Origin of the sequence: Thioalkalivibrio sp. ALgr3 (genome assembly GCF_000377325.1) — a bacterium.
GTDB lineage: Bacteria > Pseudomonadota > Gammaproteobacteria > Ectothiorhodospirales > Ectothiorhodospiraceae > Thioalkalivibrio.
Map to the genome: position 1 here is coordinate 114,877 of NZ_KB897978.1, position 23,854 is coordinate 138,730.

Below are 23,854 nucleotides of genomic sequence, written 5' to 3' on the forward strand. Positions count from 1 at the left end.
CCCGTTTCACGCGCGTGCCTCCGGCGCGGGTCCGGGAGTCGCGGGATCGCCGGGGAGATGCCGCCGAAACCACTGCGCCACGGGCTGCAGGTCCGGGTGCGCCAGTCCGCGCCGCACCAGCGTCTGCAGGCGCGGTTCGTGGCGGCGGTAGTCGGGCTTGCCGTCACGCCGGTGCAGCCGGGTGAAGATGCCGAGGATCTTGATCGCGCGCTGGACCCCGAGCACCCGGTAATGCACGCGAAAGGCCTCATCGGGCCACCCGGTGGCCTGCAGGTAGCGCGCGAGGGCCTCCCGCGCGACTGCGGGTGAAACGTCGCGTCGCGCATCCTCCAGCAGCGATACCACGTCGTAGGCCGGGCTCCCGAGCACCGCGTCCTGGAAGTCCAGCAGCGCGCAGCCCGTACCTTCCGGCGGGATCATCAGGTTGTCCACGTGAAAGTCGCGCAGCACCAGCGTGGGCTCCAGGTACGGCAGGGCGTCCAGGGTCTGCGTCCAGGCCGTTTCCCAGGCGCCGCGGGCGGCCTCCGCCGGTGGATGGCCCTGTTGTTCCGGGACATACCAGTCGATGAACAGGCGCGCCTCGTCCAGCAGGCGCGGGGTGTCGTAGGCGGCCAGCGCGGGTGTGGCCTCCGCAGGCCGCTGTGGCCAGGCCCGGTGCAGGTCGGCCAGCCGGTCGATGGCCCGCTGATACAGGGCCTTCTCGTCCTCGCCCTCGGCCAGTGCCCGGGTGAACGTGCGGTCGCCGAGGTCCTCCAGCACCAGGAAACCCGCGTCCGGGTCCTCGTCATGGATGCGTGGCGGACGCTGGCCGAGGGCCTCCAGCAGACGGGCGATGCGCAGGAACGGGACCACCGGTTCGCGTTCCGGCGGGGCATCCATGATGACCACCGGCTCACCGTCGCGTCGCGCGCGGAAATAGCGGCGGAAGCTGGCATCCGCGCGCAGCAGTTGCAGCCCCTCGAAGTACCCGGGTCGCTGCTCCAGCCAGGCCTGCAGGGCGGTGGCGCGGGTATCCTCCGGCACCGAAGATGCGCTCATGCGGCCCTCACGCGGGCGGCGCAGGCAGCCGCTCGACCCGCGTGTCCAGGCGGCCGTCGGGATAGAGTTCGAGCACGCGGTAACCCGGGCGCCCGGTGTCCGGGTCATCGTCGAGCTGATATTCCGTGGCCCCGGGGCGGAACTGCACGCAGGTGGCGGGGCAGCCGAGCAGGCGTACGTCGCCATGAAAGGTGTCGACCACCTGGTGCGCGTGGCCGAACACGCAGGCCCGCACCTGCGGATGGTGGTCGAGCACGGCGAACAGCGCGTCGGCATTGGTCAGGCCCATGCCGTCCATCCACGGGCTGCCCACCGGTACCACCGGATGATGTACGGCGATCAGGGCCGGGCGTTCCGGGTGCGCGGTGAGGGCCCCCTCGAGGCGTTGCAGTTCGGCGTCGGACAGATGGCCGGCCGGCCCTCCGGACTGCGAGGAGTCCAGGGCGATCAGCTGCCAGCTGCCCAGGCGTTCGCTGCGATGGACCGCATGGCCGGCCGACTCCAGGGTCACCGCCAGTTCGCGTGCGTCGTCGTGATTGCCGGCCAGCGCGCTGGTGGGCCAGGGTCCCGTTTCGTCCAGCAGTGCCTTCAGGCGGCCATAGGTCTCCGGCGACGGGTTCTCGGCGAGGTCGCCGGTCAGCAGCAGGCGGTCGGGCAGGCCTTCCCGCGCTCGCGCGGTTTCCAGGACGTGGCGCAATGCGAGGTCGCTGTCCGGGTAGCCCGCGCGCACCGGGCCCGGTTCGGTCCCCAGGTGACTGTCGGTTACCTGGATCAGGCGCAGCGGTTCGTGCATGTTCGATCCCTGTGGTCTGGCGGTCTGTACTGAGTCCGGCACATGTGTTCTAGTGCAGGTTTACCCGTTGTGGCGGGCCCGTGGCTCGGGTCACGATCCGGAGGTGCAACATGGTGGATCCCGACTATCGTCCCTCCGAGGACGAACCCTACATGAATCCGCGCCAGCTGGACTATTTCCGGCGCAAACTCGAGGCGTGGCGGGCCGAGCTGATTGCCGAGTCGGAAGAGACCCTGGAGCATCTGCGCACCGAGAACTGGCAGGAGCCGGATCCCTCCGATCGCGCCACCCACGAGGCCGATGCCGGCGTGGAGCTGCGCACCCGCGACCGCGAGCGCAAGCTTCTGACCAAGATCGACGAGGCGCTGGCGCGCATCGAGCGCGGCGAGTACGGCTACTGCGAGGAGACCGGCGAGCCGATCGGCCTCGAGCGCCTCGAGATCCGTCCCATCGCCACCCTCAGCGTGGCCGCGCAGGAGGCCCACGAACGCGACGAGGCCCGCGGCCGCTGAGCCCGGCGCTGCCCCGGGTCAGCCCTCCAGCTCGCGCGTGAAGACCCGCGAGTTGCGCGCCTGATTGTAGCGCTGGCGGCGCTCCGGCGGGAGGTCGTCGACGCTGCCGGGGGCGTAACCGCGTTCCTGGAACCACTGCGCCGTGCGGGTGGTGAGCACGAATACCCGGCGAACCCCCTGTTCGCGTGCCAGATCTTCCATCGCGGTCAGCAGTCGGTCGCCCCGGCCGTGGCCGCGGTATTCGGCGTGCAGCGCCAGGCAGGCGATCTCCGCGGCGTGGTCGCCGAACGGGTACAGCGCCGCGGTGCCGATAATCAGCCCGTCGACCTCCAGCACGTGGAAGCGGTCGATCTCCAGTTCCAGGTGCTCGCGGGCGCGGTGCACCAGCACACCCTCGGCCTCCAGTGGTTCCAGCAGCGCATGGATGCCGCCGACATCGTCCAGGGTCGCCGGGCGCAGGCGCTCCAGCGGCTCGCGCGAGACCAGGGTGCCGATGCCCTGGCGGGTGAACAGTTCCGTCAGCAGCCCGCCGTCATCGCGGCGGTCGACCAGATGCACGCGCAGGTCGCGTGCATGGCAGGCATCCACCGCGCTGCGCAGGTGGCTGGCGAGTTCCTGCGGCAGATCGTCGCGCTGTTCCAGGATGCGCTCTGCGGCGGGTACGGTCAGCTGGTCGAGGACGTCGTCCTGCGGCCCGCGCAGCACGCCGGCTTCGGTCAGGAAGATCAGCTTGTCCGCGTCCAGGGCGATCGCCACGCGGGTCGCGACCTCCTCGCCCGACAGGTTGAAGACCTCGCCGGTGGGCGAATACCCCAGCGGCGAGACCAGCGCGACCTGCTCCTGATCCAGCAGTGCGGTGAGCGCGGCGGTGTCTACCCCGCGCACCTCGCCGGTGTAATGGAAATCGACCCCGTCGCGCACTCCCAGCGGGCGCGCAGTGACGAAGTTGCCGCCGGCCACCCGCAGGCGTGCATTGCCGGTACCCGGCTGGCCCAGGCTGCGGGACAGCAGGCCCTCGATCTGCAGCCGCAGGCGGCCGACCGCGTCCAGCACGGCATCCAGCGCCGGGGCATCGGTGATCCGCAGACCCTCGGCGTACTGCGGCTGCAGGCCGCGTTCGGCCAGGCGCGCCTCGATCTGCGGGCGTGATCCGTACACCAGTACCACCCGCACGCCCAGCGCGTGCAGCTTGGCGATGTCCCGCATCAGGGCCGGGAACTCCGCAGCCTGCGCGGCCTCGCCGGCCAGCGCGATGACCATCGTGCGTCCGCGGTGCGCGGCGATGTATGGCACCGCGTCGCGGAACCACGCGAGTTCCCCCGGGGCCGGGGCACGACGTGCGGGATGCGGGCGGGTTGGTTGGTCTGGCGGGTTCACGCGGCTCCCTCGCAATCCAGTTGGCCAATACAGTTGGGTGATGCGGCGGACGGGCACGGGTTCGGTCCCGGTGCCTGCATTGATTCCGGAGGCGGCGCGCGCATGGTCAGCAGGCGCCCGGTCAGGCTGTCAGTGGTCCCGGGCGGCCTCGCGCGCGGCATCCAGGCCGGGGATGCGCTCCCCCGCCTCGATCCCGTGCTGCGCGAACCATTGCGCGTTGACCTCCAGTGCATACTCGATCGGTGCCACGGACCAGTGCAGGCGGGTGGTCTCGGGCGCCATGGTCTCGATGTTGGTGATCTCGCCGTCGCCGTCGATAAACGCGACGTCCAGCGGGATGAGCGTATTGCGCATCCACATCGCCCGGCGATCCGGCGTATCCCAGATGAACAGCATGCCGCGGTCGTCCGCGAGCGCCTCGCGGAACATGAGGCCCTGGCTGCGGCTGGCGTCATCCGCGGCCAGCTCCACCGTCAGTTCCCGCTCGCCGACCTCCAGGGTGGTCTCCGGCAGACCGTCGTGTTCGGGCGGGGTGGCCGCGGCCGGCGCGGCCAGCGCCACCGCAGCCACCAGAACGACCAGGCCGGCCCGCCACCGTGCCGGATGTCGGTGGCGGACGGCCGGGGCCGGCCGGCTCCGGGCATGCCCCGCGTCATGGTTCATGCCGGATGCCTGCGCTCAGCTGTCACCGCTCATGCGTCCGACCGCGCAGCTGGCGAACGACTTCGCCCGGGCCCCGGCGGAGCGCAGTCCGGAGACCGAGCCGACCTCCGGATAGCCCATGTGGGCCAGTTTCTCGCGGATCGCGTCGGTGGCGGACTCGGGCGCGGTGACCTCCACGGCCCCGTTCTCGACGTCCACCTCGGCGGATTCCACGCCCTCGACCTGCATCAGGCCCTTGCGGATGGAGCTGGCGCAGCCGCCGCACTTGATGTTCTCGACCTCGAATTTCATGAACGCTTCCTCCCCTACTGGGTATTGATGCTCGCATTATGTACGATTTCGCATTTCCACGAACGTTCGCGAGACCTGCCCATCATGCCTGCCTATCGTTCCCGCACAACCACCCACGGCCGCAACATGGCCGGGGCCCGCGCCCTGTGGCGCGCCACCGGCATGAAGGATGGTGACTTCGACAAGCCGATCGTCGCCGTCGCCAACTCCTTCACCCAGTTCGTGCCGGGACACGTGCATCTGAAGGACATGGGCCAGCTGGTCGCGCGCGAGATCGAACAGGCCGGTGGCGTGGCCAAGGAATTCAACACCATCGCGGTGGACGACGGTATCGCGATGGGCCACGGCGGGATGCTCTATTCGCTGCCGTCGCGCGAGATCATCGCCGACTCGGTGGAGTACATGGTCAACGCCCACTGCGCCGACGCGCTGGTGTGCATCTCCAACTGCGACAAGATCACCCCGGGGATGCTGCTGGCGGCGATGCGCCTGAACATCCCGGTGGTGTTCGTCTCCGGCGGGCCGATGGAGGCCGGCAAGGTGCAGGCGCCCGGGCAGGACAACGTGATCCACCTCGATCTGGTGGATGCGATGGTCAAGGCCGCCGACTCCAGCGCCAGCGACGAAGAGGTGGAGGCCGTCGAGCGTTCCGCCTGCCCGACCTGTGGTTCCTGCTCCGGCATGTTCACCGCCAACTCGATGAACTGCCTGACCGAGGCTCTGGGGCTGTCGCTGCCGGGCAACGGTTCGCTGCTGGCCACGCATGCCGCGCGTCAGGCCCTGTTCGAGGAGGCCGGGCGGCGCGTGGTCGACCTGGCGAAACGCTACTACGAGCAGGACGACGCCTCGGCCCTGCCGCGTTCCATCGCCACCTTCGAGGCGTTCGAGAACGCGATGAGCCTGGACATCGCGATGGGCGGTTCCACCAACACCGTGCTGCACCTGCTGGCGGCCGCGCGCGAGGGCGAGGTCGATTTCACCATGGCCGACATCGACCGCCTGTCGCGCCACGTGCCCAACCTGTGCAAGGTGGCCCCGGCGACGCAGCAGTACCACATGGAGGACGTGCACCGCGCCGGCGGCGTGGTCGGCATCCTCGCCGAACTGGACCGCGGCGGGCTGATCCACCGCGACATCCCCACCGTGCATGCCCCGACCCTGGGCGCCGCCCTGGAGCAGTGGGACGTGATGCGCCATGCGGCGGAGTCCGAGCGCCTGTACAGCGCAGCGCCGGGCGGGGTGCCCACCCAGACCGCCTTCAGCCAGGACCGCGCCTGGGACAGCCTCGACCTCGACCGCGAGAACGGCTGCATCCGCGACATCGAGCATGCCTACTCGCAGGACGGGGGGCTGGCCGTGCTCTACGGCAACATGGCCCCGGACGGCTGCATCGTGAAGACCGCCGGCGTCGACGAGAGCATCCTGACCTTCTCCGGCCCGGCGCGGGTGTTCGAGAGCCAGGACGCCGCGGTGGAGGCCATCCTCGCTGACCGTATCCGGGCGGGCGACGTGGTGATCATCCGCTATGAGGGTCCGAAGGGCGGTCCCGGCATGCAGGAGATGCTCTATCCCACCTCGTACCTGAAGTCGAAGGGCCTGGGCAAGGACTGCGCGCTGATCACCGACGGGCGTTTCTCCGGCGGCACCTCCGGGCTGTCCATCGGCCATGTCTCGCCGGAGGCGGCGCAGGGCGGGGCGATCGGCCTGGTTGAAGAGGGCGACACCATCGTGATCGATATCCCCGCGCGCGACATTCGCATCGACGTGGACGACGCCACGCTGGCGGCGCGGCGCGAGGCGATGGAGGCCCGCGGGGCGAAGGCCTGGAAGCCCGAGTCGCGCAATCGGCCGGTGACCCAGGCCCTGCGCGCCTATGCCCTGATGACCACTTCGGCCGCGTTCGGCGCGGTGCGCGACATCTCCCCGCTGGAGGACGGCTGACGCCGGCCGCCGCGCTGCAGCGTCCGGTTTACGTCCCCGTTTACACTCCGGGCTCGTCCTTGCGCGCGGAGACCCCGGCGGTCAGGGCGTAGCGCATCGCGTCCTCCAGCGACAGCTCCAGCGGTTCCACCCGGTCGCGCGGCAGCATCAGGGTGTAACCGCCGATCTGGTAGCTCATCGGCATGTAGACCGCGAGGGTCTCCGCCCCGCCCAGTGCGTCCGGCAGGCCTTCGAAGTCCTCGCGCGTGACGAAGCCGATGACGCGCGCTTCCAGCCCCGGCAGCGTGACCAGCACTGCCTGGCCGAACTGCTGGTGGATGTCGCCGGAGACCAGGTTGGTAACATCGCGCACCGTGCCGTGGATGGTCTTGACCACCGGGATGCGCTGCATCAGGCCTTCCAGCCAGTTGAACAGCCAGCGCACCACGTAGGCCTGCAGCAGTACCCCCACCGCGAATACCAGGCCGATCCCGGCGGCGATCCCCATGCCCGGCACGTACAGCAGCTCCGGCAGGATGGCCTGCAGCAGGCCGCCCAGGACCTGTTCCGCGGTGCTGCCCAGCCACCACAGCAGGGCCAGCGTGACCATCGCCGGCAGGATCGCGGCCAGGCCGGTGAGGAAGGTTCGGGAAATCTTGCGCACGCGGGTTCTCCGGAAGGGGCGACGCCTCGATCGTAACAACGCCGGGGCGGGCGGGGTTCAGAACTGCCAGGTGGCGTGCAGCGAGCCGAATTCCGCGGCGCCGGTTGCCTGGCCGCTGAATTCGCGCGAGCGCCAGACATGGGTATAGCCCAGGCGTACCCCGTGCCAGTGGAACACCACGCCCGCGGTGAATTCGCCCACTACCGGGTGCTTGTCCACCGAGGGCCCGTCGCGGAACAGCGGCCCGTCGAGGAACAGATCAAAGGCCATCAGGCGGGTGTCCACCCCGGCGAACAGGTAGCCGCCGGCGGTGTCGACCGCCTCGAAGGTGTGCGACCCGGACAGTGCCGGGTTGATCCGCGGTGGGCCGAAATCGCGTGGCAGGTTGCGGCCCGTGCGCAGGATCGCGCCGGCATTGGCGAAGGTGAAGGGGCTGCCGATGGAGGCGCCCCAGTGCGGGGTCAGATCCCAGTCCCAGCCGCTCCCCAGATGGCCGGATCGGCCGCGCAGCTGGCGTTCGTAGCCCAGCATCAGCGTGGGCTCGTTGCCGATCTGCGCGTCCCATCCGCGCGGATCGGGGGCGCCCGTCAGGTCATGGACCGTCTCCTGGGTGCGGTCGGCCAGGGACGCCGGGCCCACTGTCCCCAGCGTGACCTGCAGCCGGTCGAGCCGGTCGCCGTGGTCCTCGGCCAGGCTGAAGTTCAGGTACAGCCAGCCGGCGTAGGGGCGGTCGTCCGGGTCCGGCTGCTCGCGTTCGATGTCTTCCGGGGTGTACATGTTCTGCGCCAGGTGCACCGAGGTCTTCAGGCGGCCGCGTTCCTCGCGATCGACGAACAGCGGGAAGAAGTCCGCCACGTCCTGGAGCCAGGGCGGGACCCGTTCGCCGCGCCGCGTCCAGCCGGCGCGCACGCCATTGGTGTAGTAGCGGTCCTCGCCGGCGAACAGGTCGTTCTCGAACTCGAAATGCAGGGCATCCACGCCGCCGCGTTCGGCCGCCGCGGGCGAGCCGGCCAGCGACCCCGCCAGCAGGGCGGTGACGGCGATTACGGAGACCGCGGGCCGGATGCGGGGAACGCTCCGGTATGATGGCGCCATGGATTTCTCCAGTCAGATCATCTTTCTCGTCGCCGTGGTCCTGCTCGGCAGCATCCTGTCCAGCGTGGTCACCTCGCGGCTGGGCGTACCACTGCTGCTGGTGTTCCTCGGCATCGGCATGCTGCTGGGCCCGGAGGGGCCCGGCGGCGTGGCATTCGAGAATATCACCCTGGCGCATCTGATCGGCTCCGCGGCCCTGGCCATCATCCTGTTCGACGGCGGGATGCGCACGCCGGCGCGCAATTTCCGTATCGGGCTGAAACCGGCGGTGGGGCTGGCCACCGTGGGCGTGCTGATCACCTCCGGCCTGACCGGGCTGTTCGCGGTGTGGTGGCTGGGGCTGACCTGGCTGGAGGGGCTGCTGCTGGGGGCGATCGTCGGCTCCACCGACGCGGCGGCGGTGTTTTCCCTGCTGCGCTCGCGCGGGCTGGAGCTGAAGAGCCGCGTGGGGGCGACCCTGGAGATCGAGTCGGGATCCAACGACCCGATGGCGATCTTCCTCACCATCGTGCTGATCGAGCTGATCCTGATGGATCAGCCCGATTTCGGGGTGGTGGTGCTGGTCGAATTCGTGCAGCAGATGGGGCTCGGGGCCCTGCTGGGGGTCGGCGGCGGACTCGCGCTGCTGGCGCTGATCAACCGCGTGCCGATGTCGGCCGGGTTCTATCCGCTGTTCGCGCTGGCCGGGGCGCTGGCGATCTTCGGCCTGACCGGCATGGTGGGCGGTTCGGGCTTCCTCGCGGTGTATCTCGCCGGGCTGCTGCTGGGCAACCGCCCGCTGGAGGCCTCGCAGAACATCAAGCGTTTTCACGACGGCATCGCGGCGCTGGCGCAGATCGGCATGTTCCTGATGCTGGGGATGATCGTCACGCCCTCGGAACTGCCGCCGGTGGCGCTGGACGCGGGCCTGCTGGCGCTGGTGCTGATCCTGCTGGCACGCCCGCTGGCGGTGGCGCTGTGCCTGTACCCGTTCCGCTTCCCGTGGCGCGAGCAGCTGTTCATCGCCTGGGTCGGACTGCGCGGGGCGGTGCCCATCATCCTCGCGCTGTTCCCGCTGCTGGCGGGGCTGGAGCTGGCGGAATACTTCTTCCACGTGGTGTTCTTCGTGGTCCTGATCTCGCTGATGGTGCAGGGCTGGACCGTGGCCTCCTCGGCGCGCTGGCTGGGGCTGGAACTGCCGCCGACCACTACCCGGGTCCAGCGCACCGAGCTGGACATCCCGGGGCAGCAGGAGATGGAGCTGGTGGGCTACCGGCTGGCGGAGACCACGCCGGTGGTGCGCGAGGCCTGGTCCGGTTTCCGTCTGCCCGGGTCGGCGCGGGTGGTCGCGCATCTGCGGGAAGGGCAGCTGCTGGAGACCCTGGAACTGCTGGACCTGCAGGCCGGCGACCATCTCTACATCATGGTCGCGCCGGCCGACCTGCCGGATCTGGACCGCCTGTTCGTGCCGCAGGAAGAGGTGCCGGAACGCCTGACCGAGCGCAGCGTGTTCGGCGAATTCGCCCTCAACGGCGATGCCCTGCTGGGGGCGGTGGGCATGACCTACGGCGCGCCGGTGCCGTCCGAACGTCAGGGCGAGACCCTGGAGGCCTTCCTGCGTGCCGAACTGCAGACCGAGCCGGTGGTGGGGGACTTCGTGGATCTCGGGCCGACGCGCCTGGTGGTGCGCGAGATGGACGGCGCGCGCATCACCCGGGTCGGCCTCAAGCTGCTGAAGAAGGAGTGATCACTTCTCCAGCATGGCCTTGAGCCCGGCGAGATGGGCGCGCGCCGTGAGCTGCTGGGTCTCCGGGTCCGGCGGCTTTGCGTCGGGCCAGTCGAGGTGTTCCTCGGGCAGCTCGTCGAGAAAGCGCGAGGGTTCGCAGTCGAGGGTCTCGCCGTAGCGCTTGCGGCTGCGCGCGTAGGTGATCAGCAGGGTCTGCTGCGCGCGGGTCAGCCCGACGTAGGCCAGGCGGCGCTCCTCTTCGATGGCGTCGTCCTCCAGGCTCACGCGGTGCGGCAGCAGCTCCTCCTCGAAGCCGACCAGGCACACGTGCGGGAACTCCAGGCCCTTGGCGGTGTGCAGGGTCAGCAGTTGCACGGCTTCGCTGTCGTCCTGGGCATCGCGGTTGCGGTCGAGGATGTCCATCAGGCTGATGCGGTTCACGATGTCGGCCAGTTCCATGCCGTCCTCGTCGTCCGCCGTGTCGTCGCCGTATTCGGCTTCCGGCGCGCGCGAGCCGGCCAGGCGTGCGACCCAGTCGATGAATTCACGCACCTGTTCCATGCGCCGGGTGGCGGCGCGCGGGTTGGCGCTGTTGTCCAGCAGCCAGGATTCGTAGTCGATGTCCTCGACCAGCGCGCGCAGCAGGGCATCCGGGGCCTCCTCGGCCGCGCGTGCGCGGAAGCCGTCGACCCAGTCGACGAAGCGCTCCAGGCGTGCCCGGGCGCGCTCGTCCATGTATTCGGCCAGGCCGGCCCCGCGCGCGGCCTGCAGCAGCGAGACCCCGCGCTGGTTGGCGTAGTGGCCGAGCTTTTCCAGGGTCGCCGGGCCGATCTCGCGGCGCGGCACGTTGACCACGCGCAGGAAGGCGGTGTTGTCATCCGGGTTGGCCAGCAGGCGCAGGTAGGCGACCAGATCCTTGATCTCGGCCTTCTCGAAGAACGACTGCCCGCCGCTGAGGCGGTAGGGGATGCCCTGCTCGCGCAGCAGTTTCTCGAACACCCGCGACTGGTGGTTGCTGCGGTAGAGGATCGCGAAATCGCCCCAGCCGGCGTTCAGGCGGAAGCGCCGCCGCATCAGCTCGGAGACCACCCGCGCGGCCTCGGCGTCGGAGTCCGCGCAGTCGATCACCTCCACCTTCTCGCCCTCGCCCAGCGCGCTCCACAGGCGCTTCTCGAATACGTGCGGGTTGTTGGCGATCAGCGCGTTCGCGGTATGCAGGATGCGGTTGGTGGAGCGGTAGTTCTGCTCCAGCTTGACCACCTCCAGGCGCGGGAAGTCCTGCTGCAGGCGTGCGAGGTTCTCCGGGCGCGCGCCGCGCCAGGCATAGATCGACTGGTCGTCGTCGCCGACCACGGTCAGCCCGTCACTGACCCCGACCAGCAGCCGTACCAGCTGGTACTGCGCCGAGTTGGTGTCCTGGTATTCGTCCACCAGCAGGTGGCGGATGCGGTCCTGCCAGCGGTTGCGCAGGTCGGCGTCCGCGCGCAGGCAGTCCACCGGGCGCTTGATCAGGTCGTCGAAATCCACCGCGTTGTAGGCGCGCAGGGCCTGCTCATAGCGCGGGTAGAGATTGGCCGCGAGCAGGGCCCCGGGGGCTTCGTCGCCTGCCTGGCTGGCCTCGGCCAGCGCCTCGTCGGGGGTCAGCAGGTCGTTCTTCCAGCGGCTGATGTGGCCGATCAGGTCATCCACCTCGGCCGCGGTGTCGTCGCGGTGGGTGATCTCGCGCAGCAGCTGGCGACAGTCGCCGGGATCGAGGATGGAGAAGCCCGGGCGCAGGCCGGTGGCCGCCAGTTCGCGGCGCAGGAACTGCAGGCCGAAGGTGTGGAAGGTGGACACGCCCAGCCCGCGGCTCTGTTCCCGCGACAGCCGCCCCTGCACCCGCTCGCGCATCTCGCGCGCGGCCTTGTTGGTGAAGGTGATCGCGACGATCTGGCGCGCGTCCAGGCCGCGCTTTTCCACCAGGTGCGCGATCTTCTCGGTGATCACGCGGGTCTTGCCCGAGCCCGCGCCGGCAAGGACCAGCAGCGGACGGTCGGTGGTGGAGACGGCGGCGTGTTGCTGGGGGTTGAGCTGTTCGGACACCGGCGGGTCGCTTCCTCGGGACGCGGGCGCGTAAACTACCCCACGCGTCATTGATCATAAAGCCCCGCGGCGAGTTTCCCCGCGGGGACGTCGTGGAGGCAGCGTGTCGCAATCGTCCAGTGCCGACAAGCCGGGTGCTTCCGGGGACCTGCCAGCCCTGGATGCAGGAGGTTTCCATCACCGTCTGCAGGAGGTGCCGGGTGCGGCCGTGGTCCTCTTCACCCGGCGCGGATGCAGCGCCTGTCACGCGATGGGCGACGCCCTGCGGCGCTGGCAGGTGGACGCCGATCCCCCGGCGCTGTTCTGCGTGGATGCCGAGGTCGATACCGCGCTGGTGCGCGAGTTCGAGGTCTTCCACCTGCCGGCGCTGTTCGTGTTCGTCGATGGCGAGTACCACGGCCCGTTGCAGGCCCCGCCGCGCGTGCCGCTGCTGCGTGCGGCTCTGGAGGAACGCCTGCGCCAGCCGCCGGAGGAGGCGCCATGAGCGCGGTCGGCGAGGACAGCGGGGCGCGTGACTGGTGGCCGGCCGCCGAGTGCAGCGAGAGCCCGAATCAGGATGCGCGCCCGGCCGGGATGCAGCCGGAACTGATCGTGGTGCACGCGATCAGTCTGCCGCCGGGCGAGTTCGGCGGATCGCACGTCGAGGCCCTGTTCCACAACCGCCTGGACCCGGACGCGCATCCGTTCTTCGCCGGGATCCGTGACCTGCGGGTGTCGGCGCATGTATTCATCGACCGCGAGGGCCGGGCGACCCAGTTCGTTCCGTTCAGCCGGCGCGCCTGGCATGCCGGCGTTTCCACGTGGCGCGGGCGCGAGCGCTGCAACGATTTCTCCATCGGGATCGAACTGGAGGGGGACGACCATACCCCCTTCACCGCGGTGCAGTATGCCGAGCTGGCGGCGCTGATCCGCTGGCTGCGGGAGTATTTCCCGGCGATCGCCGCGGACGCCCTGGCGGGGCACAGCGACATCGCCCCGGGGCGCAAGACCGACCCCGGTCCTTGCTTTGACTGGGATCGGTTGCACGCCCTGCTGGGGAACCTCGAGCCATCGACCCCTGGTGAATCCACCCCTGGAGCAAGTAGATGATCGTCGACCTGATGCGACACGGAGAGCCCGCCGGTGGCCAGCGCTTTCGCGGCCACGGCTGCGACGACCCCCTGAGCGAGACCGGCTGGCGGCAGATGGAACGCGCCGCGGCCGCCGAGACCGGCTGGCAGCGGATCGTGACCTCGCCGCTGGCGCGCTGTCGCGCGTTTGCCGAACACCTGGCGGACGAGCGTGGTGTGGCGCTGTCGACGGCGCACGATCTGCGCGAGATCGGCTTCGGTGCCTGGGAGGGGCGCACGCGCGCCCAGTTGCAGGAAGAGCGTCCGGAGGAATACCGCGCCTTCTACGCCGACCCCGAGCACAACCGGCCGGAGGGGGCGGAGATGCTGGATGCGTTTCGTCAGCGGGTGGCGGCGGCCTTTGCCGAGAGCGTGGAAGCGCCCGGCCGGTCCGACGAACACGTGCTGCTGGTGGTCCACGCCGGCGTGATCCGCGCGCTGGTCGGCGGCGTAATGGCCGTACCGGACGGCCACCTGTTCCAGCTCGACTGCGACTACGCCAGCCTCACCCGGATCCATCGCCAGGCTGACCGCGGCTGGCGGCTGGCGTTCACCAACCGGGTCGTGGCGGACTGAGTCAGCCGGCGTTGCGCTTGCGCTTCGGGACCGCCTTCACCGACAGGTAGTAGTCGTTCTCGAGGATGTCGATCAGACGGTCGATGTTGGGGTGCCTGCCCGGGTTGGCGCGGGCGTCGTCGGCATGGCTGCCGTACATCAGCAGACCGGAATTGGCCGCCTTGGGGCCGATCCCGCCGAAATCCAGCGCCAGCTGGTAGTACACCTGCAGGGAGAGCTTCTGCCCCTCCTGGTTCTCGATGGTGGCGGTGGGGTTGTAGTCCTCGCCAAACAGTTCGAGGCGTTCGATATTGCTCACGTCGGGCAGTTTTTTGGACATGCCGGGCTCCTCGGATGAATCGCCGGCATTATCGGGGCTGCCCGGCCCGGCCACAACCGTCCGCAATCATGGCGGGTTCGTCGCGTCGTGCCGCTCCTGCTACGATAGCGGCTTTTCCCCGAGGACCGAGAACATGCAGGCAAGCCCGTTCCTGGAAGCCGCGCAGGCTGCGGCCGACGCCGCCGAGAAGGTGATCCGTCACTACTACGAACACGGCGTGGACGTTGAAACCAAGGCCGACGACACGCCGGTCACGCGTGCCGACGTGGAGAGCGAAGAGGCGATCCGCTCGATCATCCGCGAGCGCTTTCCGGATCACGGTTTCTACGGCGAAGAGACGGGCCAGTCGGACATGGACTCCGACTATGTCTGGCTGATCGACCCGATCGACGGCACCAAGAGCTTCGTGCGCCGCTACCCGTTCTTCTCCACCCAGATCGCGCTGATGTACAAGGGCGAGCTGATCCTGGGGCTGTCCAGCGGGCCGCAGTTCGGCGAGCGCGCCTGGGCCGAGAAGGGGCAGGGGGCGTTCCTCAACGGCGAGCGCATCGGCGTGGAGAAGGGCATCACCGCGGTGGATCGCGCGACCCTGTCCACCGGCAACCTGCGCTCGCTGGCGGCGCACGGTGACTGCTGGAACGCGCTGGGCGGGATCGTCGCCGAGGTCAACCGCGTGCGCGGTTACGGCGACTTTTACCATTACCATCTGCTGGCCCGCGGCAGCATCGATTGCATCGTCGAGTCGGACGTGAACATCCTCGACATCGCGGCCCTGGCCGTGATCGTGCGCGAAGCGGGCGGGACGTTCACCGACCTCGCCGGTGGCGAGCTGGACCTCGACACCAGCACGGTGCTGGCGGCGGGCACCCCCGAGCTGCACGCCACCCTCCGCGAGCGTCTCGCCTGGGGGTGACCCGCCGAGCTGGCTAGTCGAGCAGCCCGTGGCTGCGCAGCTTCTTGCGCAGGGTCGCGCGGTTGAGGCCGAGCACGGCCGCCGCGCGGCTCTGGTTGTGGCCACAGCGTTCCAGCACGCAGGCCAGCAGCGGGCGTTCGACCTCCTCCATCACCAGGGCGTAGAGGCCGTGGCTGGACTGTCCGTCCAGGGTGTCGAAATAGTCTTCCATGGCCTGATGGACGGACTGCGCGAGGACGCTGTCCGATTCCGGCTGTCCGGCCGGACCCTGTCCCGGCCATGTCGTCTGTCCGTTGCCGTCCTTGCGACGCGCGGGATTCCCGTTGCTGCTCATGCGGCCCTGTCCGAATCGTCCGCAGGCGAATCGCCTGATGGAAACATTGCCTCGAGGCGCCGGAGCTGTTCGCCGGCGTCCTCCAGGGCGAACAGTTCGGCCCGCAGTGCGCGGGTCTCTGCCTCGCCTCTCCCCAGCTGCTCAAGATACCAGCCGATGTGCTTGCGGGCGATACGCACGCCCTGATGCGGACCATATTGCCGGTGCAGGGCGGCGACGTGCTCGCGCATCAGCGCCGCGATGGACGCGGGGCCGGGTTCGTCCGGCAGGACCTCGCCGGCCAGCGCGGCGCGGATCCGTCCCGGCAGCCACGGGCGTCCCTGCGCGCCGCGCCCGATCATGATCCCGGTGGCGCCGGTGCGGGCAAGGGCCCGCCGGGCATCCTCGACGTCGCGGATGTCCCCGTTGGCCAGCACCGGCAGGTCCGTGGCGGCCACCACCCGGGCGATCGCCTCGTGATCGGCCGCGCCGCGATACCCCGCCGCCCGGGTACGACCATGCACCGTGAGCATCGCAATCCCGGCATCTGCGGCGATCCCGGCAATGGTTCCCGCGTTCATGCGTTCGGGGTCCAGGCCCAGGCGCATCTTCAGGGTGACCGGTACGCCGGCGTTGTCGGTGAGGGCCTGCAGCAGCTCGCGGACCAGCCCGGTGTCGCCCATCAGCGCCGAACCGGCGGCGCGGCTGCAGACCTTCTTGGCCGGGCAGCCCAGGTTGAGGTCGATGATATCGGCACCGCGGGCGACGTTTTCACGCGCTGCGTCGGCCAGGGCCCCGGGCTCGTTGCCCAGCAGCTGGACGATGCGCGGTGACGGTTCGGCCGCGTGATCCAGGCGGTGCCGGCTCTTGGCGCTGTCCCACAGGTTTTGCTGCGAGGTGACCATCTCCGAGACCGCCGCGCTGGCCCCCAGGCGGCGCGCGAGCAGGCGGAAAGGCCGGTCGCTGACCCCGGCCATGGGCGCGAGGAAGACCGGCGGGTCGGAGAAATGGTGGCGGCCGAGCTGCATGCCGTCAGTTTAGCAGCCCGCACGCCCGGCGCAGGAATCCGCGTCAGCGGGGGCGGACGTGGACCCCGCTCAGGCGCGGGTGCTCGGTGCGTATGCGCAGGGCGACGGGCCAGGGTCGGTGGGCGGCCATTTGCGGAGGGGGATCACCGTCCGGGGCATAGACCCGCGGATGGATGCGCTCGCGGGCATGGGTGCGGCCCAGAGTGTCCGACAGGGCAATATCCAGCAGCGGCCAGGCCTGAGCGCGTGATTCTCGGTTGTAGAGCTCGAAGATGAGCCAGCGGCCGCTGCCGGCGCCGGCCGGGTGCAGCGAAGGAGTGGAGACACGAACGGACTCGGGCGCGCGATGGGCGCGTTCGGGGCAGTGCAGGCGCTCGCACAGCGAGGTCCGCAGGGTCTCCAGCGCGGGTTCTTGCGTGATGGCGCGTGGCGGGAAGGCCAGCAACTGGAAGATCAGCCCCAGCAGGAGGAGGCTTGCCAGCGCGGCACCGCCGAAACGGGTCCGGTGTGCGCTTCGGGCGGGTCGTATCTGCGGGCCGTCCGGGCGCCCCGGAGCCCCCCGGGCGGGACGCTCGCGCTCCGGCTCGGGATCGGGGGCTGCGGGGGGGCGCGTGGACGGTTCCGGGTACGGCACGGAGCGCGCGGACTGGGTGTCGGGAGATCCGACGGTCGGGTGCGAAAGGGTGGGCGCTCCTTCGTCCGGCCTGCCGGGGGCGGCGGGGACCGGCTGCAGGCCGGCCCCGTTTGCGGGTTCGCCCGCCGGGGCGATCTCCAGAGCGGGGAACCAGGCGAACGCACGGCCGCAGGCCTCGCAGCGGACCCGTGCGTGGTGCGCGTTGCCGGGCGGGCGGGCCACCACATGGGCAACGCTGCAATGCGGGCAGCGGACCAGCATTACGCGGCAGGCCGTCCGGCCGGTGGGTCAGCGGCGGCGGCCGTCCAGCAGGGCCCAGCCATCGCGGGAATCGCGGACACCGATGTCGAAAGCATGGGCATAGGCCTCCATGACCTCTTCCGCCTGACGATCCAGCAGTCCGGCCATCAGGATGCGCCCGCCGGGACGGGTGGCCGCGGTGAGCTCCGGGGCCAGCTCGATCAGCGGGCGCGTGAGGATGTTGGCCAGCACCAGATCGGAGCCGCCCTCGGGCAGCGGGTGATCGGTGAGCCCGGCCTGCAGACGGTCGCTGCCGATGCCGTTGGCGGCCGCGTTGGATTCGGTGGCCTGGACCGCCTGGGGATCGTTGTCGATCCCGAGGGCGTGGCGCGCCCACAGCTTGAGGGCGGCGATCGCGAGGATCCCGGAGCCGCAGCCGTAGTCCAGCACCTCGAGGTCACGCGGCGGGTCCTCGGCCAGCGCGGTCAGGCACATGGCGGTGGTCGGGTGGTTGCCGGTGCCGAAGGCCAGGCCGGGGTCGAGGTGCACGAAGACCCCGTCCTTCACGTCCGGCTGTTCCTCCCAGGACGGCACGATCCACAGCGGACCGCCGCAGTGGATGGCCTCCAGCCCGTCCAGGCCCGCGCGTACCCAGTCCTGGTCGGTGATGTCGGTGACCTGGAGTTCGGACGGGGCGGGGTCGCGCTGGAGCATCGAGGCCGAGGCCAGCTCCGCCGCGGTGCGGTCGGAGAACACGGCCTTCAGGCGGATGTCCGACCATAGCGGGTGGGTGCCCGGTGGCGGCTCGAACAGGGGTTCGTCGGCGGCATCGAACAGTTCCACGCTGACCGCACCCAGTTCGAACAGCAGCTCCTCCAGGGCCTCGGCATCGCCGGGTTCGGCCCGGCATTCCAGTTCGGCAAGACTCATGCGGCCCTCAGTGTGCCTTCAGTTTCTTTTCCAGGTAGTGGATGTCGGTGGCACCCCGCTGGAAGTTGGCGTCGTTCATCAGATCGGAGTGCAGGCTGATGTTGGTGCGGATGCCGTCGACGATGATTTCGCCGAGGGCACCGCGCATGCGCGCGATGGCGATGTCGCGCGTGGTGCCGTGGGCAATCAGCTTGCCGACCATGGAGTCGTAATGCGGCGGGACCGCGTAGCCGTTGTAGATATGCGTGTCCATGCGGATCCCGGGGCCGCCCGGCGCGTGATACTGCTGGATGGTGCCGGGGCTGGGGACGAAGGTTGTGGGGTCCTCGGCGTTGATGCGGCACTCGATCGCATGGCCGTGGATGGTGACGTCGTCCTGGGTAATGCCCAGCGGTTCCCCGGCGGCGATGCGGATCTGCTCACGCACCAGATCGATGCCGGTGACCTCCTCGGTCACCGTGTGCTCGACCTGCAGCCGGGTGTTCATCTCGATGAAGAAGAACTGGCCGTCCTCGTACAGGAACTCGAAGGTCCCGGCGCCGCGATAGCCGATCTCCTGGCAGGCGCGGATCAGGCGTTCGCTCATGTCGCGGCGCTGTGTGTCGGTGATCTCCGGGGCCGGGGCCTCCTCGATCACCTTCTGGTGGCGCCGCTGCATGGAGCAGTCGCGCTCGCCCAGGCACACCGCGTTGCCGTGGGTGTCCGCGAGGATCTGGAACTCCACGTGGCGCGGGCGCTCGAGGAATTTCTCCATGTACAGGGTGTCGTCACCGAAGCCCTGACGGGCCTCGTTGCGGGTCAGGGAGATCGCGTTGAGCAGCGCGCCCTCGGTATGCACCACGCGCATCCCGCGGCCACCGCCGCCGGCGGCGGCCTTCACGATGACCGGGTAGCCGATCTCGCGGGCCAGCTGCAGGTTGGCGTCGGGGTCCTCGCCCAGCGCGCCACCGGAGCCCGGCACGCAGGGCACCCCGGCGGACAGCATGGCCTGCTTGGCCGAGACCTTGTCGCCCATCAGGCGGATGGTCTCGGCACGCGGGCCGATGAAGGCGAAGCCGCTGGATTCGACCCGTTCGGCGAAATCGGCATTTTCCGACAGGAAGCCGTAGCCCGGATGAAGGGCGCCGGCGTCGGTGACCTCGGCCGCGGCGATCAGCGCCGGGATGTTGAGATAGCTCTCGTTCGAGGGGGCGGGGCCAATGCAGACCGACTCGTCGGCCAGGCGTACGTGCTTGAGGTCGCGGTCGGCGTCGGAGTGCACGGCCACGGTGGCGATGCCCATCTCGCGGCAGGTGCGCAGTACCCGCAGGGCGATTTCGCCGCGATTGGCGATCAGGATTTTTTCAAACATGCTCGGACCTGTGTTCGGCGAAGACGGTGAAGGCTCACGCGATGATGAACAGCGGCTGGCCGTATTCCACCGGGTTGCCGTTCTCCACCAGGATCTGGCGGACGGTGCCGGCCTGGTCCGCTTCCAGCGGGTTGAGCATCTTCATCGCCTCGATGATGCACAGGGTGTCGCCCACCTCCACCTGCTGTCCGACCTCGACGAACGGCGTGGCACCGGGGCTGGGGGCGCGGTAGAAGGTGCCGACCATGGGCGCGGTCACGCGGTGGCCCTCGAGTTCCGCGGGCTCTTCCGAGCCCGCTTCCTCGGCCGCGGCCGAGGGAGCGGGCGGTGCGGGCGGCGGCGCGGCGGCCGGCATCGGTGCGGGCTGTGCCTGGGGGACGCCCCCGGGCGAGCGGGTGATGCGCACCGACTCCTCGCCCTCGTTGATCTCGATTTCGTGGATCCCGCTCTCCTCGAGCAGGTCGATCAGTTTCTTGACCTTGCGGATATCCATGGGTGCCTATGACTCCTTGATGGCTGCAATCGCCGCGTCCAGCGCCAGCCGGTAGCCCCGGGGGCCGAAACCGGCCAGGGTAGCGGCGGCGACGTCGGCCAGCAGCGATGTCTGCCGGAACGCCTCGCGGGCATGGACGTTGCTGATATGGATCTCGTAGAACGGGATCGCGACCCCCAGCAGGGCGTCACGCAGGCTGACGCTGGTGTGGGTCAGTCCGCCCGGGTTGATCAGGATACGGCGCACGTCCTCGCCCGGCGCCGCGTGGATGCGGTCGATCAGGGCGCCCTCGTGATTGCTCTGAAAGCAGTTCAGGCGGATCCCCGCCTCGTGCGCCCGGTTCTCCAGATCCGCCTCGATGTCCGCCAGCGTGGCATGGCCATAGCGCTCCGGCTCCCGCTGTCCGAGCAGGTTCAGGTTGGGGCCGTTGAGCAGCAGGATGGTGGCCATGACGGGAATCGGCGGCGATCCGGACGTGAATGGGGGCGAACGCGCCGGAACATGCCGGCGAATCCATGGCCGCGATTCTGCCGCAGGGCGCGCGGGGTGTCCAGCACCTTCGCCGTGCGCCGGAGCGTGCCCGCGCGGGTCAGAGGTATTGCTCCAGCCAGCCGTTCAGGTCGTTTTCGGTAACCTCGCCGCGGTGGGTCTCGCGCACGGTCCCGTCACGATCGATGACCACGGTGTAGGGCAGGGCCCCGATCCGGTTGCCGTATTCGGTCTGGATCTGCATGGCCTCGTCCTGCCCGATCAGGATCGGGAATTCGATGCCGTAGGTGGCGACGAACTGCTCGGTGGCCGACTGTTCGTCCACCGCGACCGCGACGATGTTGAAGTCCTCGTCCCGGTATTCTTCCCAGGTTTCCTGAAAGAGCGGCATTTCCTTCTTGCAGGGCGGGCACCAGGTGGCCCAGAAGTTGAGTACCACCAGGTCGTCGTCCCACTGGTTGAAGGCCTGCTCCTCGCCGTCCAGGTCCGGCAGGGTGAAGTCGACGCGCGACTCGCCGGTCGGGGTGTCCTCCGGCCCCGCGACGTCGGCGGCATCGACATCCGGGTCGCCGCCGGTCGCGGTGTCGCCGGACCGGTCGTTATCCAGGCAGGCGGTCAGGGCCGGGGCGCACAGCCCGATGGCCAGTGCCAGCCACCAGCGGTTCCCGTTCACGGGCGCACCCCCAGGGCATTGTCCAGGTGCTCGAGGAAGGCCTCGGCGTTGAGGTAACCGACGCGGCGAAACTGCGGCAGCGGTTCGCCGTCGCGGTCGTAGAAGACCATCGCCGGCGGGCCGAACAGCTCGAAGTGCTGCATCAGTTCGCGGTGCTCCGAGGTGTTGTCGGTGACGTCGGCCTTCAGCAGATGGACATCCGCGGTGGCGCGGATGACCTGCGGGTCCTGGAAGGTGGTGCGTTCCAGGCGTACGCAGTCCACGCACCAGTCGGCATAGAAGTCCACGAACACCGGTTCGCCGCGTGAGGCGGCCTCCGCCACCTCCCGTTCGAGGTCTTCCAGGCTGTCGATGTAGGTGAACTCCATCTCCGTCGGTCCGCCGTCCGCGGTGGTGACGGCGGGCTGACTGAGGGTGGCCAGCGGGCGGGTCATGTCCTTGCCGCCGGTGGCCGCCCCCAGCATCAGCAGGATGCCGTAGATCAGGATCACCAGGCCGAGCCCCTTCCACAGGGTGTGCCAGCCGGACTTGCCTTCGGGCAGACTCTGCAGCGCCCCCATGTACACCGCGACCACGATGAACAGGGTAGCCCACAGGAACATCGCCACTTCGCCCGGGATGACCCGTTCCAGCAGCCAGATGCCCATGGCCAGCAGGCCCACGCCGAACACCGCCTTGATGGTATCCATCCACGGGCCGGCCTTCGGCAGCAGGCGTCCGGCCGAGGTGCCGATCGCCAGCAGGGGGGCGCCCATGCCCATGCTCAGGGAGAACAGCGCGATCCCGCCCAGCACGGCGTCGCCGGTCTGGCTGATGTAGAGCAGGGCCCCCAGCAGCGGCGCGGTGACGCACGGCCCGACGATCAGGGCCGAGAGAAAGCCCATGACACCGGCGCCGAACAGGGTGCCGCCCTCCTGGCGATTGCTGATGTTCGACAGCTTGCTCTGCACGCCCGCGGGCATCTGCAGGTCGTAGAAGCCGAACATCGACATCGCCAGCGCGACGAAGATGGCGACGAAGGTGCCGATAATCCAGGGATTCTGGAAGGCGGCCTGCAGGTTGGCCCCGGCCATGCCCGCCAGCACCCCGGCCACGGTATAGGTGAGCGCCATCGCGAGCACGAACACCAGCGAGATGAAGAACGCCTTGCGGGTGTTCATCTCCTTCTGGCCGAGGATGATGTTGGACAGGATCGGGATCATCGGGAACACGCAGGGCGTGAAGGTCAGCAGCAGGCCGAAGCCGAAGAACGCCAGGGCCACCAGCCACACGCGCCCGTCGGCCAGCTGCGCCGCGATGCGGTCCTGTTCCGAGGCCGGCGGGGCGACGGCGTCCTCGTCCTCGGGTGCGGCTTCGCCTTCATCGGGCATGGCCGACGGGTCGGCCTCCTCGGCCAGATCGGAGGCAAAGCTGACCGCGACCTCCTGGGTCAGCGGCGGGTAGCAGATACCCGCGTCCGCACAGCCCTGGTAGTCCACCGCCAGCACGATGTCGGCGACGTCGTCGGCATCGCGCTGCACCGGCACCAGGATCTCCACCTCGTCGCGGAAGATGCGGGTCTCGCCGAAGAACTCGTCTTCGTGCAGTTCGCCGTCCGGCGGGCTGATGTTGCCCAGCTCGATGCCTTCCCCTTCGGCGACGCGCACGTCCAGCTGGTCGCGGTAGAGATAGTAGCCGTCGGCGATGTCGAAGCGCAGCACCACGGCGTTCTGGCTGATCGCCTCGGCGGAGGCGGCGAACGCATCCTCGGGGTCGAGCAGGTCCTCGTCCCCGGCGAGGTCGCCGGACATCTGGCCGAGCTCGTCCAGTGCGCCTTCCCCGGCCGCCGCGGTGTCGGCCTCGGCGTCACCCGGCAGGCCCGGCAGGGTGATCGACACGGTCTGGAAATGCGGCGGGTAACAGATGCCGGCATCCGCGCAGCCCTGCGAGCGTGCGGTCAGCTCGATGGTCTCGTTTTCGGCGGCCAGTACCGGCAGCTCGATGCTGACCTCGCCGCGATAGGTCTCGACCCGCCCGAAGAACTCGTCTTCCTTGATCTCGCCGTCCGGGATCGCCGGATCGCCCAGTTCCAGGCCGGGGCTTTCCGGTTCGAACTCGAACTGCTCGCGGTACATGTAGTACTCGTCCGCGATGTCCCAGGTCAGACGGATGGTGGATTCATCCACCGCCTCGGCACTGATCGCGAAGGCGTCGTCCGGGTCGAGCAGGTCGTCGTCCATGCCGAACTGTGCCGCGGCCACTCCGGGCAGCAGCAACAGCGCGGTGAACAGGGCGGCAAGCCAGTAACGGAGGTTCATCGGGTGCATTCGCGGATCCAGTTCAGGTAGTCGGGCAGTCCGTCCTCGATCGGCAGGGCGATGATTTCGGGCGTGTCGTACGGATGTTGATCGTGCAGGGTGGCCCGAAGTTCGGGCCAGGCCTCGCGCGAGGTCTTGATCAGCAGGGTGACTTCGCTGTCGACCTCGATGCGGCCCTGCCACTGATAGATCGAGCGGCCGGGCGGGAGCATGTGCACGCAGGCGGCGCGGCCGGCCTCGACCAGGTGGCCGGCCAGGCGTTCGGCGGCGTCGGCATCGTCCAGCGTGGTGATGACCAGCCAGGCCGGTGCGGGGTCGGGTTCGCTCATGGTGAAGTGCGTCCTCCTGG

The 23,854-nt window shown here is 69.5% G+C and carries 26 protein-coding genes; 7 read left to right on the forward strand and 19 right to left on the reverse strand.

Annotation, left to right across the window (positions count from 1 at the left end; genetic code table 11):
• Positions 1-6: 6 nt before the first annotated feature.
• The gene (locus tag C998_RS0104845) at positions 7-1,038 is read right to left on the reverse strand and encodes an aminoglycoside phosphotransferase family protein (protein WP_018869733.1); all 1,032 of its coding nucleotides are present in this window, start codon (positions 1,036-1,038) and stop codon (positions 7-9) included.
• A 7-nt stretch (positions 1,039-1,045) separates the two neighbouring features.
• The gene (locus C998_RS0104850; protein WP_018869734.1) at positions 1,046-1,831 is read right to left on the reverse strand and encodes a metallophosphoesterase; all 786 of its coding nucleotides are present in this window, start codon (positions 1,829-1,831) and stop codon (positions 1,046-1,048) included.
• Positions 1,832-1,941: 110 nt separating this feature from the next.
• Here C998_RS0104850 and dksA point away from each other — a divergent pair, with 110 nt between their 5' ends.
• Positions 1,942-2,343 (forward strand): RNA polymerase-binding protein DksA, encoded by a 402-nt coding sequence (dksA, locus tag C998_RS0104855; RefSeq protein ID WP_018869735.1) that lies wholly within the window; start codon positions 1,942-1,944, stop codon positions 2,341-2,343.
• 18 nt (positions 2,344-2,361) lie between these two features.
• Here the strand turns inward: dksA and argA are convergent, their stop codons facing one another.
• From argA to C998_RS0104870, 3 genes are all read right to left on the reverse strand, one after another.
• Positions 2,362-3,720 carry an amino-acid N-acetyltransferase gene (gene argA / locus C998_RS0104860; protein ID WP_081617412.1) on the reverse strand — a complete coding sequence of 453 codons (1,359 nt, stop codon included), beginning with the start codon at positions 3,718-3,720 and terminating at the stop codon, positions 2,362-2,364.
• A gap of 129 nt (positions 3,721-3,849) precedes the next feature.
• The gene (locus C998_RS0104865; protein WP_018869737.1) at positions 3,850-4,383 is read right to left on the reverse strand and encodes a DUF192 domain-containing protein; all 534 of its coding nucleotides are present in this window, start codon (positions 4,381-4,383) and stop codon (positions 3,850-3,852) included.
• 15 nt (positions 4,384-4,398) lie between these two features.
• Positions 4,399-4,674: a heavy-metal-associated domain-containing protein gene (locus tag C998_RS0104870; protein WP_018869738.1), complete on the reverse strand. Its 276-nt coding sequence runs from the start codon at positions 4,672-4,674 to the stop codon at positions 4,399-4,401.
• Between the two features lie 84 nt (positions 4,675-4,758).
• Here C998_RS0104870 and ilvD point away from each other — a divergent pair, with 84 nt between their 5' ends.
• Positions 4,759-6,615: a dihydroxy-acid dehydratase gene (gene ilvD, locus C998_RS0104875; RefSeq protein WP_018869739.1), complete on the forward strand. Its 1,857-nt coding sequence runs from the start codon at positions 4,759-4,761 to the stop codon at positions 6,613-6,615.
• 40 nt (positions 6,616-6,655) lie between these two features.
• On the opposite strand, the gene C998_RS0104880 is transcribed toward ilvD, so the two are convergent.
• Both C998_RS0104880 and C998_RS0104885 read right to left on the reverse strand, forming a co-directional pair.
• Positions 6,656-7,258 (reverse strand): DUF502 domain-containing protein, encoded by a 603-nt coding sequence (locus tag C998_RS0104880; protein WP_018869740.1) that lies wholly within the window; start codon positions 7,256-7,258, stop codon positions 6,656-6,658.
• 57 nt (positions 7,259-7,315) lie between these two features.
• The gene (locus tag C998_RS0104885) at positions 7,316-8,353 is read right to left on the reverse strand and encodes a lipid A deacylase LpxR family protein (protein WP_018869741.1); all 1,038 of its coding nucleotides are present in this window, start codon (positions 8,351-8,353) and stop codon (positions 7,316-7,318) included.
• On the opposite strand from C998_RS0104885, the gene C998_RS0104890 reads away from it, so the two are divergent.
• Entirely contained in the window at positions 8,352-10,079 is a 1,728-nt protein-coding gene (locus tag C998_RS0104890) for a potassium/proton antiporter (RefSeq protein ID WP_018869742.1), read from the forward strand. The two genes, C998_RS0104885 and C998_RS0104890, sit on opposite strands and share 2 nt — an antisense overlap.
• On the opposite strand, the gene C998_RS0104895 is transcribed toward C998_RS0104890, so the two are convergent.
• Entirely contained in the window at positions 10,080-12,140 is a 2,061-nt protein-coding gene (locus tag C998_RS0104895) for a UvrD-helicase domain-containing protein (protein ID WP_018869743.1), read from the reverse strand.
• A gap of 103 nt (positions 12,141-12,243) precedes the next feature.
• Between C998_RS0104895 and C998_RS0104900 the strand changes: the two genes are divergently transcribed.
• The 3 genes from C998_RS0104900 to C998_RS0104910 are packed head-to-tail and all read left to right on the forward strand — an operon-like array spanning position 12,244 to position 13,825.
• Positions 12,244-12,624 (forward strand): thioredoxin family protein, encoded by a 381-nt coding sequence (locus C998_RS0104900; protein ID WP_026279478.1) that lies wholly within the window; start codon positions 12,244-12,246, stop codon positions 12,622-12,624.
• The gene (ampD, locus tag C998_RS0104905; protein WP_018869745.1) at positions 12,621-13,229 is read left to right on the forward strand and encodes a 1,6-anhydro-N-acetylmuramyl-L-alanine amidase AmpD; all 609 of its coding nucleotides are present in this window, start codon (positions 12,621-12,623) and stop codon (positions 13,227-13,229) included. The genes C998_RS0104900 and ampD overlap by 4 nt, the downstream gene beginning before the upstream one ends.
• Complete coding sequence (locus tag C998_RS0104910; RefSeq protein WP_018869746.1) at positions 13,226-13,825, forward strand: histidine phosphatase family protein; 600 nt, start codon at positions 13,226-13,228, stop codon at positions 13,823-13,825. The genes ampD and C998_RS0104910 overlap by 4 nt, the downstream gene beginning before the upstream one ends.
• A 1-nt stretch (position 13,826) precedes the next feature.
• Here C998_RS0104910 and C998_RS0104915 read toward each other — a convergent pair whose 3' ends face one another.
• Positions 13,827-14,144 (reverse strand): DUF2322 family protein, encoded by a 318-nt coding sequence (locus tag C998_RS0104915; RefSeq protein ID WP_018869747.1) that lies wholly within the window; start codon positions 14,142-14,144, stop codon positions 13,827-13,829.
• Positions 14,145-14,277: 133 nt separating this feature from the next.
• Here C998_RS0104915 and C998_RS0104920 point away from each other — a divergent pair, with 133 nt between their 5' ends.
• Positions 14,278-15,057: an inositol monophosphatase family protein gene (locus C998_RS0104920; protein WP_018869748.1), complete on the forward strand. Its 780-nt coding sequence runs from the start codon at positions 14,278-14,280 to the stop codon at positions 15,055-15,057.
• A 13-nt stretch (positions 15,058-15,070) separates the two neighbouring features.
• Here C998_RS0104920 and C998_RS0104925 read toward each other — a convergent pair whose 3' ends face one another.
• The 10 genes from C998_RS0104925 to cutA all read right to left on the reverse strand — a co-directional run bounded on the left by C998_RS0104925 (position 15,071) and on the right by cutA (position 23,834).
• Entirely contained in the window at positions 15,071-15,391 is a 321-nt protein-coding gene (locus C998_RS0104925) for a helix-turn-helix domain-containing protein (protein WP_018869749.1), read from the reverse strand.
• Entirely contained in the window at positions 15,388-16,398 is a 1,011-nt protein-coding gene (dusB, locus tag C998_RS0104930; protein ID WP_018869750.1) for a tRNA dihydrouridine synthase DusB, read from the reverse strand. The genes C998_RS0104925 and dusB overlap by 4 nt, the downstream gene beginning before the upstream one ends.
• Positions 16,399-16,441: 43 nt before the next feature.
• Positions 16,442-17,293 (reverse strand): zinc-ribbon and DUF3426 domain-containing protein, encoded by an 852-nt coding sequence (locus C998_RS0104935; protein WP_018869751.1) that lies wholly within the window; start codon positions 17,291-17,293, stop codon positions 16,442-16,444.
• 27 nt (positions 17,294-17,320) lie between these two features.
• Positions 17,321-18,202 carry a 50S ribosomal protein L11 methyltransferase gene (prmA, locus tag C998_RS0104940; protein ID WP_018869752.1) on the reverse strand — a complete coding sequence of 294 codons (882 nt, stop codon included), beginning with the start codon at positions 18,200-18,202 and terminating at the stop codon, positions 17,321-17,323.
• A gap of 7 nt (positions 18,203-18,209) precedes the next feature.
• Positions 18,210-19,553, reverse strand: a complete 1,344-nt coding sequence (accC, locus tag C998_RS0104945; RefSeq protein WP_018869753.1) for an acetyl-CoA carboxylase biotin carboxylase subunit — start codon at positions 19,551-19,553, stop codon at positions 18,210-18,212.
• Positions 19,554-19,587: 34 nt separating this feature from the next.
• The gene (accB, locus tag C998_RS0104950) at positions 19,588-20,046 is read right to left on the reverse strand and encodes an acetyl-CoA carboxylase biotin carboxyl carrier protein (protein ID WP_018869754.1); all 459 of its coding nucleotides are present in this window, start codon (positions 20,044-20,046) and stop codon (positions 19,588-19,590) included.
• Between the two features lie 6 nt (positions 20,047-20,052).
• On the reverse strand, positions 20,053-20,496 hold the full coding sequence (aroQ, locus tag C998_RS0104955) for a type II 3-dehydroquinate dehydratase (RefSeq protein ID WP_018869755.1): 444 nt from the start codon (positions 20,494-20,496) through the stop codon (positions 20,053-20,055).
• Between the two features lie 139 nt (positions 20,497-20,635).
• Positions 20,636-21,208: a TlpA disulfide reductase family protein gene (locus C998_RS0104960; protein ID WP_018869756.1), complete on the reverse strand. Its 573-nt coding sequence runs from the start codon at positions 21,206-21,208 to the stop codon at positions 20,636-20,638.
• A complete protein-coding gene (locus C998_RS0104965) occupies positions 21,205-23,514 on the reverse strand; it encodes a protein-disulfide reductase DsbD (protein ID WP_018869757.1) in 2,310 nt (769 codons plus the stop codon). Before C998_RS0104965 ends, C998_RS0104960 begins: the two co-directional genes overlap by 4 nt.
• The gene (cutA, locus tag C998_RS0104970; RefSeq protein WP_018869758.1) at positions 23,502-23,834 is read right to left on the reverse strand and encodes a divalent-cation tolerance protein CutA; all 333 of its coding nucleotides are present in this window, start codon (positions 23,832-23,834) and stop codon (positions 23,502-23,504) included. Before cutA ends, C998_RS0104965 begins: the two co-directional genes overlap by 13 nt.
• Positions 23,835-23,854: the final 20 nt, after the last annotated feature.